This is a genomic window from Spirosoma sp., assembly GCF_026391055.1.
Taxonomy (GTDB): domain Bacteria; phylum Bacteroidota; class Bacteroidia; order Cytophagales; family Spirosomataceae; genus Spirosoma.
The window spans coordinates 205,321-221,491 of sequence record NZ_JAPLET010000009.1 but is presented as its reverse complement, the minus strand read 5'-3'; the positions used below and the strand labels follow the sequence as shown (position 1 = coordinate 221,491).

The following is a 16,171-nucleotide window of genomic DNA, read 5'->3' as shown; positions in this document are numbered from 1 at the left end:
AAATTATACCTTTTCCAAATCAAATGGCATCCGGCGGATTCGTTTGCCGGTAGCCGCAAAAATTGCATTGGCGAGTGCGGGAGCCAATGGCGGCAGTCCCGGCTCACCAACCCCTTTGATAGTTGGGCCGCCTTCGGCCAGAATGTGGACTTCTACGGTAGGCATCTCGTTGATACGGAGCATGCGGTTGGCGTCGAAATTTTTCTGAACGGCCTGCCCCTTCTCAAAGGTGATCGCATCTTTCGTGGCCGCCGTCAGGGCCATAGCGATAGACCCTTCCATTTGTGCCTTCACATTATCGGGGTTGACAACGGTGCCAAGGTCGATAACACAATAAACTTTATCAACCTTAATACCACCGGTCTTGTTTTTCGATACTTCGACAACCTGGCCCGCCAGTCCGGCGAAAAACTCCCATTGAGCAATACCACGCCCTTTACCCTCGGGTAGCGGGTTATCCCAGCCAGAAACTTCCTTTAGTTTTGTCAGCACCCGTTTGGCATCGCTGTCTTTCGTGAGCATGCTCATCCGGAAGGCCAGCGGGTCCTGCCCGGCTTTGTGAGCCATTTCGTCGATGAAGCATTCATGCGAGAAGGCCAGCGTCGAACTCGTTACCGAGCGCCAGTAGGTAAGCGGCACGTGCATGTCGGCGTGGACATAGCGTGTGTTGAGGTTCGGGATTTCGTATTTCTGATCCCCCGTTCCTTCGAGCATGGTGTCGTCGGCCTTCGTCTTATCGTATTTTTCGTTCATCGTCGCGTCGATAGACGGCGAAATGACTTTATGCTGAAGTGCAATGGCTTTTCCATCGGCAGACAACGCGCCCCGCATGGCCGAGAACGTCATGGGTCGGAAAGGACCAAGCTGGGTATCGTCTTCCCGCGTCCAGACCACCTTTACGGGTTTGCCGATCGTTTTGGACAGTGTGGCGGCTTCGGTGGCAAAATCCTGCGTGATGCGCCGACCGAAACCACCGCCGTTAAACAGAATATGTACGGTGATATCGTCCGGCTTTACGTTCAGCACTTTGGCGACATCGCCACGCACCAGATCACCTCCCTGCGAGGATACCCACAGTTCGACTTTGCCGTCTGGCTTGTAATGGGCCAGCGCATTCATGGGCTCCATGGTCGAGTGGCTCACCATGGGCGTTTCGTAAAGTGCCTCTACTTTGTTCGGCGCATCGGCAAATGACTTGTCAAAGTCGCCGGTATTGTGGCCCTGTACACCGTCTGTTTTGGCCAGATCGCGAAGTTTATTTTCGAAATCAGCCGAGTTGAAGGTGTCGAAGTTATTGTGATCCCAGGTTACGCTGAGTGCCTTCCGGCCCTGTAGCGCAGCCCAGTAATTGTCGGCAATGATGGCCACGCCTTCATAGCGGTTCTTACCAACTACACGCTCCACTTTTACGGCTTTCTGAACGCCTTTGACCTTCAGGGACTTGGAGGCATCGAAACTGACCAGTTTGCTGCCCAACACCGGACACCGCTCAATAGATGCGTAGACCATGCCGGGCACTTTGGCGTCAATACCAAACGTAGCCTGTCCGGCTACTTTGAGCGGGACATCGGGCCGAGGCATGGGCTTACCCAGCATCGAAAACTGCTTCGGGTCTTTCAGCGCGGGCTCTTTGGGAACGGGCAGCTTGGCGGCTACCTCGGCAAGCTGGCCATAGGTGAGCTTTTTGCCGCTGGGCTTATGGACAATGGTAGCGTTTTCGGCTATGCATTCCCCAATGGGCACTGCCCACTGCTGACTGGCAGCCTGCCGGAGCATCTCGCGGGCCGAGGCCCCCACTTTACGCATCTGCATGTAGCCACCCCGAACGGAGCCGCTGCCACCCACTGCCTGCGACCACATACCACCGTATTTGGTTTCGCCACCGGTTTGCCGAATGGTCACGTTGTCGAGCGACACTTCCAGTTCTTCGGCAATGAGCGCCGGAATAGATTGGTAGGTTCCCTGACCAATTTCGGGCCGCGGGTTCATCAGAACAATACGTCCCGATTTCTCAATAAGTATATAAGGATTCAGTTCAACGGATTCCGGTAACGCCATACCCGGCTGACCGCTGAGGTTCAATACGGGGCTGGCGAAGGAATCGACTGACGAAAAGCCCAGAGCAAAAGCCGCTCCGCTAAGGCCCGCAGCTTTTAGGAAATTCCGGCGGCTTGTGCCGGTTTCAGTGCCGGTAGGAGTCGTGCTCATAGCTTACCGATTTTAGGGGTTGATTTAGGCATTTTAGGTGCGCTGGCCATCTCTGTCGAAGCCGAGTGAATGGCTTTTCGAATGCGCTCGTACGTGCCGCAGCGGCAAATGTTACCTTGCATGGCGGTATCAATGTCTTCGTCGGATGGTTTGGGATTTTGCTTCAGCAACGCCACCGCCGACATAATTTGTCCGGATTGGCAATAACCGCACTGCGGAACCTGGTGTTCGATCCAGGCTTTCTGAACCGGATGGTCGGCGTTTTTCGACAGTCCCTCGATGGTGGTAATTTTGTGTCCGGCAGCGGCTGATGCCGGATAGCTGCACGAGCGGATGGGTGCCCCGTCGAGGTGAACCGTACAGGCCCCGCATTGTGCAACGCCACAACCGAATTTAGTGCCGGTCAGACCAACTACATCACGAATGGCCCATAAGAGAGGCATCTCCGGGTCTACATCAATCGTATGTGGTTGATTGTTAATAGTTAATTTTACTAAGGCCATAACCTGTAGGGATAAGGTGTAAATGGGGAAAGTCTTTGTGTTATAGCTACAAACGAAAAAATTTGAATTAAAATTAACGGTTTCTGCTTATAAATCATCTATTGAAATGCCAGCCATAAAGACACAGCTCCCGGCACGTAACAAGCTATCTATTTACCCTTGCTATCCAGAAGCTACTCGCGTCCTTGTGACCTACGCCCAGAGGATTGACAATTTGTGGGTTAGAATTACCGACAGGCTATTCACAAAGATTGGCTAAATCAGAAAATACCAGTAATTATACGTGAATTCGTTCTCTATGTGTACGATTAACATAAAGAAAGTTGCCCTTGCGTATGACCTATTCCGACAAGCTCATTTCGTATTATAAAACCATCGCCAACGACTGTGTATTGGGCGTATCGCTCGATTGTGTCATTTTCGGGTTTCATGATACCCGGCTGAAAGTACTGTTGCTGCGTTGGAAAGACACGAATGAATGGTGTTTGCCGGGTGGGTTCATCTATAAAACAGAGTCGGTTGACGATGCCGCCGGTCGGGTGCTGTACGAGCGGACCGGTTTGAACAAGCTATTCCTGCAGCAGTTTCACTTGTTTGGCGAAGCGAACCGCTATGACCGGGAAGATACCTGGCAACGCCAGAAAATGCCTATGCCGTTTTCCGGCTCCTGGCCCGACCGCACCATTTCGATGGGCTACTACGCGCTGGTCGATTACACAAAAGTGACCCCCACGGCCGATTTCCTGTCGGACGCCTGTGGCTGGTTCGACGTAGGAGAGTTGCCCTCGTTGCTATATGACCACTGCCGAATTATCCATGTTGCCCTTCAAACCCTGCGCCTGCAACTGAACTGGCAGCCCATTGGCCTGAACCTGATGCCCGAAAAGTTTACCATTCCCGAATTACAGCGGCTCTACGAAGCAGTGCTGGGGCGACCGCTTGATTCGCGAAACTTCCATAAGAAAATTACGGGCTTGAGCATCCTGACCCGGCTGGATGAACGCCGGACGGGTAGAGCCCATAAATCACCCTATCTCTATCAATTCGACCTATCAAATTATCAACGAGCGCTTGTCAACGGGAATTTGATCTTTGTATAAGCAGGATAGCCAGGAAGTTGGCGTCAGATAAGATGGTCGTTTCTGCCTCATAGCTTATCTTTGCCCATTAACTTTCACATGTTATGACTGCTTTTGATACCGTTTCCAAGTACTACGAAGCCTTTAATCGTAAAGATTGGAACACAATGCTGGATCTGATTCACCCGAATGTCCGCCACGACAGCAACCAGGGCGATACGCGAATCGGGAAAGACAAGTTCAGCCAGTTTCTCCAGCATATGGACGACTGTTACAATGAAACGCTAACCGATATGGTCATTCTGACGGAGCCAACGGGCACCCGTATTGGCTGCGAGTTCGTTGTGAACGGGGTGTATAAGAAAACCGACGGCGATTTACCTCCGGCTACCGGCCAAACGTATGTACTGCCCGCCGGTTCGTTTCTTGAGGTGATGGACGGAAAAATTACCCGGATTACAACGTATTACAATTTGCCCCACTGGGAGTCGCTGGTGCTGGGCAATTAATAAACTACACCTGTTTTGTCTTCACCAGATCTTTCATCCCTCACGTACCATCGGCTTGAGGGAGCTGCGTTTCGGACGGTTTTCGACGATCTGGCGGCCCTGCGTATCGCGGTATTTTACGACTTCCCGTATTTGTACGAGGGGTCAATGGCGTACGAGAAGAACTATTTGGAAACCTACGCCCGCTCCGAACGTGCTTTTTTGTTTGCCGTTTACGATGGCAACCGGATGATTGGCGCTACAACGGCCATTCCTCTGCCTGACGAAACACCTGAAGTGCAGGCGCCTTTCCAAAAGGCGGGATACGATCTCAATACCGTCTTTTACTTTGGGGAGAGCGTCCTGTTGCCAGCCTACCGGGGACTAGGCCTTGGAAATCGCTTCTTTGATGAGCGGGAAGCCCACGCCCGAAAATCTGGTCAATACACGATGACCTGTTTCTGCGCCGTGCAACGTCCCGAAGACCATCCGCTGCGTCCGGCCGACTATCGGCCCCTCGACGAATTCTGGCAAAAGCGCGGTTACCAACGAGATAGCAGTCTGCAAAGTGAAATGGTCTGGCCCGACCGCAACGAAACTGTGGAAACAGCCAAAACCATGATTTACTGGATAAAGAAACAGGTAGTTAAAAAAGCCTAAAAAGCCGAACGCATTACAACCAACGGGATCATGCCAATGTCTATTGACAAAATAAAACATGATCATTATGAAACTTTGCGTAGTACTGATAGGCCTTTTCTTTCCCCTGCTCGGATTAGCCCAGATAACTCCTGACAGACATCAGCTGGACTTACTGGGGAAGGGGCACCTGCATGTAGGGTTGTCGGCTGGCCAGGGTTATAAAGGGAGTTATTCGACAACTAACGTCTATACCCCCCGAATCCAATATTTTCTTGCCGATGGATGGTCGGTAGCGCTCGAAGGACGTTACATACAGTCGAACTCGTTTTATTCCTTCTCTTATTTGGGGGCGGGCTTGTCGACCCGATATTACTTCCTGCGGAGTGGCCGGTTTGCACTTTTTGCTCAACTTGGCGCAGCGTATGGGCAGAGCAAGTATGACAAATATGATCCCGTAGACCCAGCCGCTTACAAGAACGGGATACACAATAACAATTGGCAAACCAGTGCCGGTTTGGGAGCACATTACCGATTAGGAAAGCGCTGGTCTTTGGAGGCAACCGCCGAAAGAAACTGGTTACAGGCTTCTTATTTAACCCCGGACTATAACCGCTGGCAAACCAGCATTGGTGTAAATTATCGGTTGAAGTAAGCCCAAGGTCGTGAAGAGTACTTAAGTGAATTCATTGAACACAGAGGCACGGAGGGTACAGAGTTAATCTTTTACTCTCTGTGCCCTCCGTGCCTCTGTGTTCAATCCTGCAATTAATAACCGGGGTTTTGCTTCAACTGCGGGGAGACGTTGAGCACGTTTTGACCGATTGGGAAAATAGCCGTGTGGTTATCTGCATCCGGCTGTTTGTCCCACCAGGTGCCTGTATTGAACACGCCCCAACGAATCAGGTCGGTACGTCGACGGCCTTCTACCAGAAATTCACGACCCCATTCATCCAGCATCTCCTGATCGGTCAGCTGGCTGCCATCGGGTTTGTAGAGGCTGGGTGAGCCGGTCGGGTAATTCCGCGCCCGAACCGTGTTCAGAAGCACCGCAGCCCCGGCTTTATCGCCCGCCCGGTATTTGCACTCGGCCAGCGAATAGTAGATTTCGGCCAGACGTATTTCTGCGTACGCCGACGAAATTTTGTTCAGGTCACTGCTTGGGTAATAGGGGTACTTCACTGGTGTAATGCCTGAATTCTGGTCGGCATTGTTCATATTCGAGGTCTTGTCAGCAATCTTCGTTCCGGGTTTGGCCCCAAGGAACATACCAACCTGATCGCGGAAAAACAACGGATAAGGCCCTTTCGTAGACCGTACCGTATCGACTTTTCCGCTTGAGTTGATGTAAGGCAGATAGCCCTGCAAAAACATACCTTCCCGTTTGCTGTTGCCCAGGTTTTTGTATGTCTTCAGCCGAACATCGTCCGGGTATTTCTGGAATTTTACAAACGGCTTACCCAGCGCAAAGCTGTATTCGGTACTGTCGACATCCCGGCCCGGCTGCAAGGCGTATTTAGGATTGGCCGTACCAAAATCCGTGAATCCGAAGTAAAAGGTAGCATTGTTCGGCAGCATCCAGAAATACATGCCGCCATCGTACTGCCAGTGAGTTAGACCAAAGCTGCCCGGAAAGCCAAAGACCGTTTCGCCCGATGTTGGGTTGGTGTAGTCGAAAGGCGCATCCCAGCGGCTTTCCAGCGCGTACTGGCCGTATTTACCCGCCAGAATATCGGTGCATACGGTGGCACAATCGGTAAAATGATCGGTACCGGTATACACTTTTGCGTTCAGATACAGCCGAACCAGCAGGGCCGCAGCTCCGCCCTGGGTCCAGCGGCCGATGGCGTTGGCACCCAGACTTTGCCGGGTCGGCAGGTTAGGGATCGACTCTTTCAGCTCCTGCTCAATGAAGCTAAACGCTTCCTGCGGAGATGCCTGCGCCCCCCCCTGCGATTCGCCTTTCACCTTCGTTACCAGCACAATGTTGCGATAAAAATCCAGCAGCCGTAGGTTGAGCCAGGCACGCAGGGTCCGGACTTCGGCAATCATATCGTCCAGTTCGGCCTGCGTCATGTTGAACTTGGCCGGGTCGGTAATGCCCTGCAAATCTTCCAGGGTATTGGTGGCCAGCGTAACACCGCCGTACAGCGCATTCCAGGCATCATTTGTATAGCCGTCGTTGGGCGTCCAGGTATGGTTATGTACCCGCTGGAATTGTCCGCCGTCGAACCAGTCGCCCTGCCGGTTCGGCGTCATCAGTTCATCTGAACTGTCTTCCTGAAGCATAAACGTCGACCCGCCCTGAATGGTCCAATAGCTATGCTCGAAGGGCCGCAGAAAGTCGCGAATGACATCGTCTTTCGTTTGAAGGAAGTTGCCGGATGTGATCCGGTCAGAAAGTACCTCGTCCAGATTCGTACAGCCAGCGGCCATAACGAGCAATAAGGCGACGGAGGCACTGCGTATGGTATTGAAAAATTGAGATCGTTTCATAAGTTGACTAACTGATTAAAAGGTGACCTGAAGGCCCAGTAGGAGTTGGGTCGTTGATGGGAAGTAATTCAGTGTACCAACGATATTGCCATTATCATTACGTTGATTGATTCCCGGATACAAGCCGTTTATCTGAACTAAGTCAGGATCGCCACCAGTGAACTTGGTGATGGTGACCAGATTACGGGTTGTTGCATAAATACGCGCCGAGCGCAGGAATTTGCTTGTAAAAGGCTGCGTGTAGCTCAGCGTTATATTATCGACTTTGATGAAGCTACCGGGCTCCAGAAAGTAATCGGACAGCGAGGAATATGTGGCGGTACTGGTTAGCTTCGAGTATTTGCTTCCGTTATAAGCCGAGGTAAGGGTATTGATATTTTGCTGGGTGGCCGGTGTTCCCAGATAGAACGCATAAGTGTTGAAAATCTGGTAACCAAACGAGCCACGTAGAAAGACGCTCAAATCCCATTTCCGGTATTTAAAGTTATTGGTCAGCCCCGCCGTGAACTTGGGCAGGCCATTTCCTACGAACTGTTTATCGTCGTTGCTGGCTTTATTGGCCTGAATAACATCGCCGTTCTTTTTATAGACCAGTAACGCGCCGGTTTCATCGACTCCAGCCGACCGAAGCATATAAAAGCTGCCGATCCGAGTGTTTTCCTGAAGGCGCTGCGCGTTGCCGGGGCTACCAGGGGCAGGCATACCTAATACGTCGATATACGTTTGTCCTTTAAACGCTTCGCTGGAGAATGAAACGAACTTGTTGCTGTTTGTCGCCCCGGCAAAAGTTAGGTTATAACTAAAGTCCTTTTTGTTGACTACAGCCGCGTTCAGCTGGATTTCCAGGCCCGAATTCTGCATCGTACCCACATTGGCAAAGGTCGACCCCTGTACGTTTGGCGGGTTAGGTACGGCATAAGACCCCAGCAAGTCTTTATTAGTGCGCACGTAGTAGTTCAGACTACCTGTTAAGCGGCTGTTCTTGAACAGATCGAAGTCCACACCCACGTTGAAGTTGATTGCTTTTTCCCAGCGAAGATTGTAGTTCGTGTTCTGGCTGGGCCCCCAAACCTGATACGACGTATTGTTGTACAGGTAATAGCCATAACCGCCGTAGGTATCCAGCGAGAGGTAATTGCCGAAGTCCTGGTTGCCCGTTACGCCATAATCGGCCCGGAGTTTTAACTCGTTTAACCAGGAGGTGCCCTGCGCAAATTTTTCCTGCGTAATGCGCCAGCCGACCGATGCCGCCGGGAAATTACCCCATTTGTTATCGTAGCCAAACTTCGACGACCCCTCCCGACGCAGGCTGGCCGACAGGTAATATTTCTGGTCGAAGTCGTAGTTTACACGTCCGAAGAAAGCCGCCAGCTTGGAGTTGTTTCGGTAAGAGCCTACGTTATTGATGCCCTGCTGTAAGTTCCATAACCCCGAACCCAGATTGTTATAGGTTAGCACATCGGAAGGGAAGTTTTCGTTGGACGCGTTGAAGCCGGAAGACGTAAAATACTGGTACGAGTAGCCACCCAGCACTTTGATAGCGTGTTTCTGGACTTCCAGCGCATAGTTACCCGTCCACTCAAAGCTTTTCTGGTCATTCTCGTCCAGTCTCTGCGATGCAGTGTTTCGTTTTGACCCATTGATCACCGTCGTTAGCACCGATGGGGTGAAATCCTCATTACGGAATGAGGAACTTACTTCCCCCAGCGTAACCAGTGTGGATAAATTCGGTAAGATGTTCAGTTTAAATGAACTGTTGATGTCCAGGTATTTTACCTCCTGGCCTGATAAAACACTTTTTGCCCGTTCGACCGGGTTATTGGCAAAAAAGCCGCTGGTTATGTACGCATACTTTCCCGCATTGTCGTAAAGTGACTGGGTTGGGTTGAGCGTCAACGCGTAATTAAATCCACTGTAATCGGCCAGGCTGGTCTTTGTATATCGGGGAGCCGCCGTGAAGGTAATGGCATACAGGTTGTTGGCCGAGGTATGGTTGATGTTTACCCGGCCACCGTATTCCTGTTTGGCAGACCGTAAATCTATACCTGTAGCATTGCGGTAATCGAGCGAGGTGAAGTAGTTAGTTTGTCCGTTCCCGCCCGAAAACTGCAAGGTATGTTTCTGCGAAAAAGCCGGATTGCGGCTCACCGCTTTCATCCAGTCGGTATTACCACCCAGATCGACACCGCGTTTATTGGCAAGAAACTCGTCTTTAGATAACAAATGTAGCCGGTTAGTAATGTAATCGAAAGACGTGTACCCGTCGTAGAAGATACGGGATTCCGACGATCCTTTTTTGGTCGTGATGACAATAACCCCGTTACTGCCCCGCGTGCCGTAGATCGCCGAAGCGGCTCCGCCTTTCAGGACATCGATGGATTCAATCTCGTTCTGATTAATGTTGTCCAGATTGCCGCCGGGTATACCGTTGATCACAAACAAAGGTCCCAGCCCGGCGCTTCTCGACGATACCCCACGAAGCTGAATGCTGGGTGTAGAGTTGGGGTCGCCGGCGGCTGTATTGGTCACGGACAGACCCGCCACCTTGCCCTGAATAGCCATTAACGGGCTGTTGCTTCCCACTCGCAGCAGGTCGGAGGAGGACAAGTGCGTCACGGCGCTGGTCACTTCCTTGCGGTTTAGCGAGCCATACCCCACCACGACAACCTCATTGATGGATTTTACGTCGGGCTTCAACTGTACCGACAGCGTTGACTGACTAGTAACGGCCACCTCCTGCGAGGCATACCCCACAAAGCTGAAAACCAGCGTTTGGGCACCATCGGGGATGGTTAACCGATACGTTCCCGATGCATCGGTTACGGCACCGCGGGGCGAGCCTTTGATGACTACGCTGACGCCGGGCAAACCTTCGCCTTTTTCGTCGGACACCACCCCGGTTATGGTTCGTTCGGCGGGTGCTTCGACGTCCTCAATGGCTTCACCTGCCTGAATGCTGATGGACTGCTCAACCGTACGCGCCAGAATAATCTGTTCGCCGGAGATGCTGAAATTGACGTTTAACGGGATGAGCAGTTTCTCCAGCACCTCCTTTAAGGTACTATTCTGCACGCGCATCGAAACAAGCTGTCTGGAGCGGACAATTTGCGGACTGTATGAGAATTTGACGTTAGCCGCTTTCTCAATGCTTTGCAATACAGTCTTGATATGCTGATCACGGACAACGAGGCTTATTCGCCGGTTGAGCAGTTCCTGGGCCGAGACATCATTAGCCCACGAAACACCCATAAAAAGCATAGCTAACAGGAGTTGCAGACCGGTAAGTTGCATCAACCTGAGTAGGGTAGAATTTACGTTTTTCATTCTGTTGATTTATTGGATTGGGTAAAAATTGGGTAAGAATTGTGCTTGCTACTGCGGCTGGCAGTTGCCTCCGTTGATAATGACCTGTCCGTCGATGATCTCATACGTAGCGCCAACGGTAGCGCAAACGATAGTCAGTTTTTGCTCGAACGATTCGTTGGTCATAGACGAATTCAGCTGGCAGTTGGCGAGGGCTTCCTTATTGTAGCGGATATCTATTCCATAGGCTTCTATCAACTCCTGCAATACCTGCGGAATGGGCGTGTCGTTGTACACAAACGAAGGCGCTTTCTTCTGGCGGGTCGGGGTGAGGACGAGGGTGGGGGCATCAACCAGCATCTTATCAAACTGGTCCGTTTCGCGGTTAAAGACAACCCGCTGATTGGGCATCAGCATCACCCCCTTTTGCCGAACAGATGCGTTTGTCGGCTCATTACGATAAACCGACACCTGACCTGACTGCACCTGAACCTGCACCCGGTCCTCTCCGGCAAAGGCCCGCACGGTAAATCGCGTTCCCAGTACTTTCGTAACTACTTCGTTGGCATGTACCAGAAAGGGCTTTTCACTATTTCTGGTTACGCTGAAGGCCGCTTCGCCGGATAAATAAACCGTCCGGTTCTGCTGACCGAAATTGGCCGGGTAACTGATCCGGCTCTCGGGGGCCAGCGAAACGACCGACTGATCGGGTAGCTGAATGGTTTGAACGTGCGGGCTAGTATTTGTTTTTTCGGAAAAGGCATTCGGCAGCGTGGCCAACTGCTGCTCGTAGAGGGTAGGGCGCTGCGTGGTTTTCCACCAGAAACCTACACCCAGTGCCAGAAACACAGCAGCCGCAGCAGCCCACCGCATCCAGCCCAACGAACGGACGGTGGGTTGAGTTAGTCGGGTCTGGGCATTCGTTTGCTGAATTCGAGTGAGCAGTTGCAGAATGGTCTCCTCCGGTAAGTTCGTTTGGGCGTACGCAGTCAGACCCAAACGAATGGAAGCTACAAAATCGACGGCCTTCTGGTATTCTGTTTGCCGGTGCGGGTATTTCGCCAGCCAGCTATCCCAGAACTGTGTGGATTGGGGCGTTGGCTCAAGCTGATGATGCACAAAAGCATCGTCTGTCAAAAAGTCGGCCGTCAAAAATGTCTCGTAAACGTGCTCCACTGACTATTGGATTTGTCAGTAGATGACGGATTGTGCAAAACGTACTCACTAAATCCTAAAAAAAGGTGGAAAAAGTTAAAAAGGGGAGGATGATCCAATCACGGAGCTTCTCAACTGCCCGGAAAACCAGGTTTTTAGCCGACTGCTGATTCACGTCCAGCACTTCGCCGATCTGGTTATAATTCATGTTTTCGACAAAGCGCAGTTTCAGGGCTTCCTGCTGGCGGGGCGGCAACTGGGCGATAAGCCGCTGAAGTCGTTGCTGACGCGTATTGGCCGCTTCCAGTTCTTCGCGTATTTCCAGCTCGTTGGGCTCTGTCCAAAGAACATCGTAATCCGCTTCATCCAGCGATTTGTTGTACCGCTCTTTCCGTTCGAGCAAATGCATGATTCGATTTTTAAGCGCTTTGAGCAGATAATGACGAATGTTGTTGGGAGTGGTCAACCGGTTTCGTTTGGCCCATAATTCGGTAAAGACGTCGTGCACGCAGTCCAGCACAAAAGCTTCTGAAACGGCCACCAGGCTCATGCCGTATCGATACATGGCCCGAATGTGTAACTGGTATAACTGGGTGTAAGCCTCTTCATTTCCCGATTGGAAAGCGGCCCAAAGCTGCTGTTCGTTCACCTGGCGTTTCTAAGCAATAAAGTCTACTCTCTGTTACATCGTTGGTTCTGTGATGCAGATTAACGACGGCCTGGTAAAGCTCACAAAATCAATAAAAGTGCTTATCGGGCATTGAGATAAGACAAAATATATGATTAAAGATTATAATGATAAAATGTTACTACTTGTTCCATTTACTAAGTAAGAACTACTTTGTCGCTACCACGTGCTTCGGTAGACCGGTTTCCACGCCTGATTGGGTTATCGTGTATCCAAAGCAAAGGATTCTTCCAACATAAGTAGCGTACAGGCTGTTGTTTCTCTTGAACTCAACCTAAAAACGTATGGAAGCAGACGCGCCAAACGAACGCGAAATTGGAATTGGAGTAATTGGTATGGGCGGCTTCGGGCTGTTTGCCGTACAGCAATTTCTACAGACACCGCACACCAAACTGGTCGCTATTGCCGGTTCGAAGCGCGAAGAAGCCATCCGAACAGCCAAACGGTTCGGAGCCGATCAGCTCGAGAGCCTCGACGAACTGGTCAATCATCCTGATGTCGATATTGTGTACATCGCGACTCCCCCGTTTCTACACTACGAGCAGGCTATGCTGGCCCTTAACGCTGGTAAGCACGTTATCTGTGAGAAGCCATTAGCGATGAATCCCGAAGAGGGAGCCGAAATGCTGGCGCTGGCCAAAGAAAAAGGGCTGCTGATGGTTACGAACCTGATGCAGCGCTACAACCCTATGTTTGCCCGAATCAAACACCTGATCGATAAAAACCTGCTTGGTGATTTCCTGCACGGTTATTTCGAGAACTACGCCGGTGATGAAGGCCTGTCGCCTGAGCACTGGTTCTGGGACCGGAGTAAGAGTGGTGGTATTTTTATCGAGCACGGCGTTCACTTCTTCGATATGTTTGACGGCTGGTTTGGGAAAGGCACCGTAAAAGCCGCGCAGGTTATTAAGCGGCCAAACAGCAATGACGTGGAAGATCAGGTACAGGCAATCGTTGAATATGGCGACGACGAAACCGGCCGGAAACTGGTCAATTTTTACCACGGCTTCACACAAACGGGGCGCATGGACCGTCAGGAAATGCGGCTCGTATTCGAACGGGGCGACATCACGCTGTTCGAGTGGGTACCAACTCGGATGGTTCTGCGCTGCGTGGCCGACGAAGAAACAACCCGTTCGCTGATGGATCTCTTTCCGGGTGCTCAGCTTGATGTGACGGCTAATATCGGCGGGAAAGATTTACCCCTGCGCGGTCGGCATAAAGAGTTTAATGCCTATCAGCAGCTTGAACTACGCTTTGGTTTTGGTCAGGAAAAACAGCATCTCTACAGTGAACTGCTGCGATTGATGTTCCGGGATCAAGTCAGTGCCATTCATTATCCGGGTACGCACCGACTTATTACAGAAGATAACGGACTGCACTCGTTACAGATCGCAACCGTGGCCGATCGGCTAGCCCGCCAATAAAAGAAGCTGAATAAGAGAGTGGTGAATTAATAAAAAATTTTAAAAATATTAGTTTGCGGTAGAGAATCAGGTAAAAACTACCTGATTTTTTTCGACCTTTGTGGCATCTCATCTTTTTCTCCGCAGAGCGCAACATGATTACGGAGTCTATACTACTCGACAACCCAGACGGGCAAGTTCCGGGTGCAGCAGCCAACGGTGGACCAATTCAGTCGGCCATTACTTACGAGAAAATTCCCACCCACATCTATGCCGATGCCAAAGATGCATCGCGGGCAGTGGCTCAGGAAATTTCGGACTTAATCCGTCAAAAACAGCGTGAAGGCAAACCCTGCATATTGGGACTGGCAACCGGCTCATCGCCCAAAACAGTCTATGCCGAACTTATTCGGATGCACCGGGAAGAGGGGTTGAGCTTTAAAAACGTCGTTTCCTTTAACCTGGACGAATATTACCCCATGGAGCCTGACTCGCTTCAGAGCTACTGGCGATTCATGCGGGAACAACTGTTCGACCATGTGGATATTGAGCAGGGAAACTACCATGTTCCCGACGGTACACTTCAGACAGATAAAGTAGGTGAGTTTTCGAAGCAATACGAAGCGGCTATCGAGGCTGCTGGCGGGCTGGATTTTCAGCTGCTGGGTATTGGCGGTAACGGGCACATTGGGTTTAACGAGCCGGGTTCGCTCATTAACTCGCATACACGCCTGATGATGCTCGACAACTCGACACGAGCAGCCGCATCAGTCGATTTCGGTGGACTTCCCAAGACGCCCCGCAAGGCGATCACGATGGGGGTTGCGAGTATTCTGAGTGCCCGCCGGGTGGTGTTACTTGCCTGGGGTGAACGTAAAGCACCCGTTATCCGGGGCGCCGTTGAAGGGCTGGTAACGGAACTGAATCCGGCATCGTACCTGCAAACGCATCCGAACGCACTCTTCGTTATCGACACAGCCGCAGCCTCTGAGCTGACCCGCATGAAGACACCCTGGCTGGTGGATTCGGTTGAGTGGGATAACAAGATGAAAAAGAAAGCCGTCACGTATCTGTCGCTGACGCTCGGGAAGCCTATTCTTAAACTAACCGACCGCGACTACAACGACAACGGGATGAGCGATCTGCTGGCTCAGTATGGCCAGTCATACGACATTAACATCGACGTTTTCAACCAGCTTCAGCATACCATTACGGGCTGGCCGGGCGGAAAACCCAATGCCGATGATACCAATCGGCCCGAACGTGCTCTGCCGGCTAAAAAACGCTGCCTGATTTTTAGTCCGCACCCCGACGACGATATTATTTCAATGGGTGGTACGTTCCAGCGTCTGCGCGATCAGGGGCATGAAGTACACGTAGGGTACCAGACATCCGGCAACATTGCGGTGGCCGATGATGAAGCCCTGCGGTTTGCCGATTATGTAGTTGATTTCAACTCGAAATTTGGTATCGACAGCCCTGTAGCTACCCGGATTTTCCAGGATGCGGCTCAATCCCTGCGGGAGAAAAAAGATTCCGAAATGGATACCGCCGAAGTGCGTTATGTCAAGGGCCTGATTCGGATGGGCGAAGCCAAATCGACCTGCCGCTTCGTCGGGATTCCGGTTGAGAATGCGCACTTCATGAACATGCCCTTCTACGAAACCGGCACCGTGGCGAAAAAGCCTCTGAGCGAAGAAGATATCAAAATTACGATGGCCCTGATCGAAGAGATCAAACCTCACCAGATCTACGCAGCCGGTGACCTCGCCGATCCGCACGGCACACACAAGGTTTGTCTGGATGCCATTCTGGAGTCGGTGCGTCGCTTGAAGCACAAGAACTTCATGAAGGATTGCTGGGTATGGTTATATCGCGGTGCCTGGGCCGAGTGGGATATTCACGAAATTGAAATGGCCGTTCCGATGTCGCCCGATCAGGTGATGAAAAAACGGTTGGGTATCTTCAAGCACCAATCGCAGAAGGACGGTGTCGTGTACCAGGGTACCGACTCCCGCGAGTTCTGGCAACGGGCCGAAGAGCGTAACGGCGCTACGGCGGGCTTATACAACAAGCTCGGTCTGGCCGAATACGAAGCTATGGAAGCCTTTGTCCGCTGGCGTTTTTAAGTACTGGCCGGTCCTGTACAAAAAGCCCTGTATACAGCATACAGGGCTTTTTTGTGGCTTTTCCATTTGAAAAATTT

The 16,171-nt window shown here is 51.4% G+C and carries 12 protein-coding genes; 6 read left to right on the top strand and 6 right to left on the bottom strand.

Going from position 1 to position 16,171, the window contains the following annotated elements:
- Positions 1-3: 3 nt before the first annotated feature.
- Together NT073_RS01790 and NT073_RS01785 are read right to left on the bottom strand one after the other, a co-directional pair.
- Positions 4-2,208, bottom strand: coding sequence for a molybdopterin cofactor-binding domain-containing protein (locus tag NT073_RS01790; protein ID WP_297367877.1), 2,205 nt, complete (start codon positions 2,206-2,208; stop codon positions 4-6).
- The gene (locus NT073_RS01785) at positions 2,205-2,711 is read right to left on the bottom strand and encodes a (2Fe-2S)-binding protein (protein WP_297367875.1); all 507 of its coding nucleotides are present in this window, start codon (positions 2,709-2,711) and stop codon (positions 2,205-2,207) included. Before NT073_RS01785 ends, NT073_RS01790 begins: the two co-directional genes overlap by 4 nt.
- Before the next feature lie 335 nt (positions 2,712-3,046).
- Between NT073_RS01785 and NT073_RS01780 the strand changes: the two genes are divergently transcribed.
- The 4 genes from NT073_RS01780 to NT073_RS01765 all read left to right on the top strand — a co-directional run bounded on the left by NT073_RS01780 (position 3,047) and on the right by NT073_RS01765 (position 5,572).
- The gene (locus NT073_RS01780) at positions 3,047-3,811 is read left to right on the top strand and encodes an NUDIX domain-containing protein (protein WP_297367873.1); all 765 of its coding nucleotides are present in this window, start codon (positions 3,047-3,049) and stop codon (positions 3,809-3,811) included.
- Between the two features lie 83 nt (positions 3,812-3,894).
- Positions 3,895-4,299 carry a nuclear transport factor 2 family protein gene (locus NT073_RS01775; protein WP_297367871.1) on the top strand — a complete coding sequence of 135 codons (405 nt, stop codon included), beginning with the start codon at positions 3,895-3,897 and terminating at the stop codon, positions 4,297-4,299.
- Positions 4,300-4,314: 15 nt separating this feature from the next.
- Complete coding sequence (locus NT073_RS01770) at positions 4,315-4,938, top strand: GNAT family N-acetyltransferase (RefSeq protein ID WP_297367870.1); 624 nt, start codon at positions 4,315-4,317, stop codon at positions 4,936-4,938.
- A 67-nt stretch (positions 4,939-5,005) separates the two neighbouring features.
- Positions 5,006-5,572, top strand: a complete 567-nt coding sequence (locus NT073_RS01765; protein WP_297367867.1) for an outer membrane beta-barrel protein — start codon at positions 5,006-5,008, stop codon at positions 5,570-5,572.
- 113 nt (positions 5,573-5,685) lie between these two features.
- On the opposite strand, the gene NT073_RS01760 is transcribed toward NT073_RS01765, so the two are convergent.
- Genes NT073_RS01760 through NT073_RS01745 form a run of 4 tightly spaced genes read right to left on the bottom strand, consistent with a single transcriptional unit; the run spans position 5,686 to position 12,520 of the window.
- Complete coding sequence (locus NT073_RS01760; protein WP_297367865.1) at positions 5,686-7,413, bottom strand: RagB/SusD family nutrient uptake outer membrane protein; 1,728 nt, start codon at positions 7,411-7,413, stop codon at positions 5,686-5,688.
- A gap of 15 nt (positions 7,414-7,428) precedes the next feature.
- Positions 7,429-10,737 carry a SusC/RagA family TonB-linked outer membrane protein gene (locus NT073_RS01755; RefSeq protein WP_297367862.1) on the bottom strand — a complete coding sequence of 1,103 codons (3,309 nt, stop codon included), beginning with the start codon at positions 10,735-10,737 and terminating at the stop codon, positions 7,429-7,431.
- 48 nt (positions 10,738-10,785) lie between these two features.
- Positions 10,786-11,892 (bottom strand): FecR family protein, encoded by a 1,107-nt coding sequence (locus NT073_RS01750; protein ID WP_297367859.1) that lies wholly within the window; start codon positions 11,890-11,892, stop codon positions 10,786-10,788.
- A 55-nt stretch (positions 11,893-11,947) separates the two neighbouring features.
- Entirely contained in the window at positions 11,948-12,520 is a 573-nt protein-coding gene (locus tag NT073_RS01745; RefSeq protein ID WP_297367856.1) for a sigma-70 family RNA polymerase sigma factor, read from the bottom strand.
- A 323-nt stretch (positions 12,521-12,843) separates the two neighbouring features.
- On the opposite strand from NT073_RS01745, the gene NT073_RS01740 reads away from it, so the two are divergent.
- Both NT073_RS01740 and nagB read left to right on the top strand, forming a co-directional pair.
- Positions 12,844-13,986: a Gfo/Idh/MocA family oxidoreductase gene (locus NT073_RS01740; RefSeq protein WP_297367853.1), complete on the top strand. Its 1,143-nt coding sequence runs from the start codon at positions 12,844-12,846 to the stop codon at positions 13,984-13,986.
- Positions 13,987-14,120: 134 nt separating this feature from the next.
- Positions 14,121-16,094 carry a glucosamine-6-phosphate deaminase gene (gene nagB, locus NT073_RS01735; RefSeq protein WP_297368134.1) on the top strand — a complete coding sequence of 658 codons (1,974 nt, stop codon included), beginning with the start codon at positions 14,121-14,123 and terminating at the stop codon, positions 16,092-16,094.
- Positions 16,095-16,171 lie beyond the last annotated feature (77 nt).

Coding starts and splice junctions, on each gene's coding strand:
- NT073_RS01790 (WP_297367877.1), bottom strand. CDS start 2,208: ATGAGCACGACTCCTACCGGCACTGAAACCGGCACAAGCCGCCGGAAT.
- NT073_RS01785 (WP_297367875.1), bottom strand. CDS start 2,711: ATGGCCTTAGTAAAATTAACTATTAACAATCAACCACATACGATTGAT.
- NT073_RS01780 (WP_297367873.1), top strand. CDS start 3,047: ATGACCTATTCCGACAAGCTCATTTCGTATTATAAAACCATCGCCAAC.
- NT073_RS01775 (WP_297367871.1), top strand. CDS start 3,895: ATGACTGCTTTTGATACCGTTTCCAAGTACTACGAAGCCTTTAATCGT.
- NT073_RS01765 (WP_297367867.1), top strand. CDS start 5,006: ATGAAACTTTGCGTAGTACTGATAGGCCTTTTCTTTCCCCTGCTCGGA.
- NT073_RS01760 (WP_297367865.1), bottom strand. CDS start 7,413: ATGAAACGATCTCAATTTTTCAATACCATACGCAGTGCCTCCGTCGCC.
- NT073_RS01755 (WP_297367862.1), bottom strand. CDS start 10,737: ATGAAAAACGTAAATTCTACCCTACTCAGGTTGATGCAACTTACCGGT.
- NT073_RS01740 (WP_297367853.1), top strand. CDS start 12,844: ATGGAAGCAGACGCGCCAAACGAACGCGAAATTGGAATTGGAGTAATT.
- nagB (WP_297368134.1), top strand. CDS start 14,121: ATGATTACGGAGTCTATACTACTCGACAACCCAGACGGGCAAGTTCCG.